The 3,338-nt window shown below is 75.8% G+C and carries 3 protein-coding genes and 1 pseudogene; 2 read left to right on the plus strand and 2 right to left on the minus strand.

Annotated features, from left to right (window positions below; genetic code table 11):
* A pseudogene (locus RIF68_RS31890) lies at positions 1 to 181 on the plus strand (alpha/beta hydrolase); the annotation flags it as partial.
* 62 nt (positions 182 to 243) lie between these two features.
* On the opposite strand, the gene mnmA reads toward RIF68_RS31890, so the two are convergent.
* Positions 244 to 1,395, minus strand: a complete 1,152-nt coding sequence (gene mnmA, locus RIF68_RS31895; RefSeq protein ID WP_309054748.1) for a tRNA 2-thiouridine(34) synthase MnmA — start codon at positions 1,393 to 1,395, stop codon at positions 244 to 246.
* A 61-nt stretch (positions 1,396 to 1,456) separates the two neighbouring features.
* On the opposite strand from mnmA, the gene RIF68_RS31900 reads away from it, so the two are divergent.
* Complete coding sequence (locus RIF68_RS31900) at positions 1,457 to 2,146, plus strand: N-acetylmuramoyl-L-alanine amidase (RefSeq protein ID WP_309054750.1); 690 nt, start codon at positions 1,457 to 1,459, stop codon at positions 2,144 to 2,146.
* Positions 2,147 to 2,307: 161 nt separating this feature from the next.
* On the opposite strand, the gene RIF68_RS31905 is transcribed toward RIF68_RS31900, so the two are convergent.
* Positions 2,308 to 3,338, minus strand: a 1,031-nt coding sequence (locus RIF68_RS31905; protein WP_309054749.1) for a cysteine desulfurase family protein, incomplete at its 5' end; no start/stop codon positions are given.

The raw sequence follows: 3,338 nt of genomic DNA on the forward strand, positions 1-3,338 counted from the left end.
CGACGGCGGCGCGAGCCCGGCCGCGGCCCGCCGCGCCGCCCGGGACGTCACGGCGGCCCTCCCCCGGGCCCGGCACCGGACGCTGACGGGCCAGACCCACGAGGTGGCCCCGCACGTGCTGGCGCCGGTCCTGTCGGCGTTCCTCCGGGAGTTCGCGGCGGAGGACGCGGCGGCGGCGTAGGCGCGGGGTCCGGTGCTGTCCCGCGGATCGCGCCGGGCCCGCCGGGGGGCGGGCCCGGCGGCTCAGGCTCCGGCGGAGGCCGCGGCGGGGGTACGGCGGGTGGTGGCGGCGATGGTGGCCGAGCCGACCACGCGCGTGCCGTCGTAGAGGACGATCGCCTGGCCCGGGGCCACGCCCCGGACGGGCGCGTCGAAGGTGACGCGCAGTTCGCCGCCCTCCAGGGTGGCCGAGACGGGTGTCTCGTCGCCGTGGGCGCGGAGCTGGGCGGTGTAGCGGCCCGGGCCCTCGGGCGCGGTGCCGCACCAGCGGGGCCGGATCGCGGTGAGGGCGGTGACGTCGAGGGACTCGGCGGGTCCGACCGTGACGGTGTTGTTCACGGGCGAGATGTCGAGGACGTAGCGGGGCTTGCCGTCCGGCGCGGGGTGCCCGATGCGCAGGCCCTTGCGCTGGCCGATGGTGAAGCCGTACGCGCCCTCGTGGGTGCCCACCTTCGTACCCGACTCGTCCACGATGTCGCCCTCGGCCCTGCCGAGGCGGGTGGCGAGGAAGCCCTGGGTGTCGCCGTCGGCGATGAAGCAGATGTCGTGGCTGTCGGGCTTCTTCGCGACGGCGAGCCCGCGCCGCTCGGCCTCCGCCCGGATCTCGTCCTTGGTGGTGAGGGTGTCGCCGAGCGGGAACATCGCGTGGGCGAGCTGCTTCTCGTCCAGGACGCCGAGGACGTACGACTGGTCCTTGGCCATGTCGGAGGCACGGTGCAGCTCGCGCGTGCCGTCCTCGTTGACCAGGACGGTGGCGTAGTGGCCGGTGCAGACCGCGTCGAAGCCGAGCGCGAGGGCCTTGTCGAGCAGCGCCGCGAACTTGATCTTCTCGTTGCAGCGCAGGCAGGGGTTGGGGGTGCGGCCGGCCTCGTACTCCGCGACGAAGTCGTCCACGACGTCCTCGCGGAACCGCTCGGCGAGGTCCCACACGTAGAACGGGATGCCGATGACGTCGGCCGCCCGGCGCGCGTCGCGGGAGTCCTCGATCGTGCAGCAGCCGCGCGCTCCGGTGCGGAAGGACTGCGGGTTCGCGGAGAGCGCGAGGTGCACGCCGGTCACGTCGTGGCCCGCCTCGACCGCGCGGGCGGCGGCGACGGCGGAGTCCACTCCGCCGGACATGGCGGCGAGTACCCGGAGAGGGCGGGTGCGGGGGCTCTGGGGCGGAGTCTGAGTCATAGCCCTACCAGGGTACGGGGCGCCGGGAACCGGCGTGGCGGTCGTGAGCGTTCTGGCAGTCATGGGGAGCGAGCCGGGGAAGAACGTGGGGCGGCGCGCCGTGCTGCTCGGGGGCGGGGTCGCCGTGCTGGGCACGGCGGCGCTGGCCCGTGAGGAGCTGGCGCGGGCGTGGTGGCGGCTGCCGTGGATGGAGAAGGAGCGGACCGACGGCGAGCTGGACCACAAGCCGGCCGAGTGGCGGGCGGCGTCGGCGGCGAACTCCCGGCGGGCCGACCGACCGGACGACTTCTCCGTCGACCGGGTGGTGATCCACGTCGTGCAGGGCAGCTACGCGACGGCCCTGAAGGTCTTCCGGGATCCGCTGCACGGGGCGGCCACGCATTACGTCGTCCGCAAGGACGGGCACGTGGCGCAGATGGTGCGGGAGCTCGACGTGGCCTTCCACGCCGGGAACCGGGACATGAACGAGCGGAGCATCGGCATCGAGCACGAGGGGTTCGTGGACCGGCCGCAGGACTTCACGGCGGCGATGTACGCGGGCTCGGCGCGGCTGACGGCCGACATCTGCGCCCGGCACGGGATACCCGTGGACCGGGAGCACATCATCGGGCACGTGGAGGTGGAGGGCACCGACCACACCGATCCCGGTCCGCACTGGGACTGGGACCGGTACATGGAGCTGGTGGCGAAGGAGCGCGCGCGGATCGGCGGCGCACCGGCCCGGGCCGCCGGGCCGGGGACGCCCGGCTGACGCCGCGGTACGGGCCGGGCGGCCGGGGTCGCCGGGCCGCCGCCGGCTGGAACCCGGGCCGCCGTCAGCTGAAACCGCCGGGCCCGTGGGCGGCCTGGCCCGGCGACAGGACCTCGGGACTCCGGGCCCGCGCCGAAGCGGGCTGGAACCGGGGGCCGTCGTCAGCTGAGGCCGGCGGTGCGGGCGCGGGCGACGGCCGGGCCGATGGCCTCGGCGACCGCCGTGACGTCCGCCTCCGTGGAGGTGTGGCCGAGGGTGAAGCGGAGGGTGCCGCGGGCGAGGTCGGGGTCGGTGCCGGTGGCGAGCAGGACGTGGCTGGGCTGGGCGATGCCGGCGGTGCAGGCGGAGCCGGTGGAGCAGGCGATGCCGGCGGCGTCGAGGAGGAGGAGCAGGGAGTCGCCCTCGCAGCCGGGGAAGGTGAAGTGCGCGTTGGCGGGGAGCCGGTCGACGGGGTCGCCGCCGAGGAGGGCGTCGGGGACGGCGGTCCGGACGGCGTCGACGAGGGCGTCGCGGAGGGCACCGATCTCGCGGGCGAACTCCTCGCGGTGCTCGGCGGCGTGGCCGGCGGCGACGGCGAAGGCGGCGACGGCCGGCACGTCGAGGGTGCCGGAGCGGACGTGCCGTTCCTGTCCGCCGCCGTGCAGGACGGGTACGGGGGTGTGCTCGCGGCCGAGGAGGAGGGCGCCGATCCCGTAGGGGCCGCCGATCTTGTGGCCGGAGACGGTCATCGCGGCGAGACCGGAGGCGGCGAAGTCGACCGGGACCTGGCCGACCGCCTGGACGGCGTCGGCGTGCAGCGGCACGCCGAACTCGTTGGCCACGTCGGCGAGTTCGCGGACCGGCATGACGGTGCCGATCTCGTTGTTGGCCCACATGACGGTGGCGAGGGCGACGGATCCGGGGTCCCGGGCGACGGCCTCGCGCAGGGCCTCGGGGTGCACCCGGCCGTAGTGGTCCACGGGCAGGTACTCGACGGTCGCGCCCTCGTGGACGGCGAGCCAGTCGACGGCGTCGAGGACCGCGTGGTGCTCGACGGGGCTCGCGAGGACCCGGACGCGGCGCGGGTCGGCGGCGCGGCGGGACCAGTAGAGGCCCTTGACGGCGAGGTTGTCGGCCTCGGTGCCGCCGGAGGTGAGGACCACCTCGCTGGGGCGTGCGCCGAGCGCGGCGGCGAGCGTCTCGCGCCCCTCCT

Source organism: Streptomyces sp., assembly GCF_031178505.1.
Lineage (GTDB): Bacteria > Actinomycetota > Actinomycetes > Streptomycetales > Streptomycetaceae > Streptomyces > Streptomyces gulbargensis.

What these genes read in the sequence shown, in the direction of transcription:
- mnmA (WP_309054748.1), bottom strand. Translation starts at nt 1,395, where the DNA reads ATGACTCAGACTCCGCCCCAGAGCCCCCGCACCCGCCCTCTCCGGGTA.
- RIF68_RS31900 (WP_309054750.1), top strand. Translation starts at nt 1,457, where the DNA reads ATGGGGAGCGAGCCGGGGAAGAACGTGGGGCGGCGCGCCGTGCTGCTC.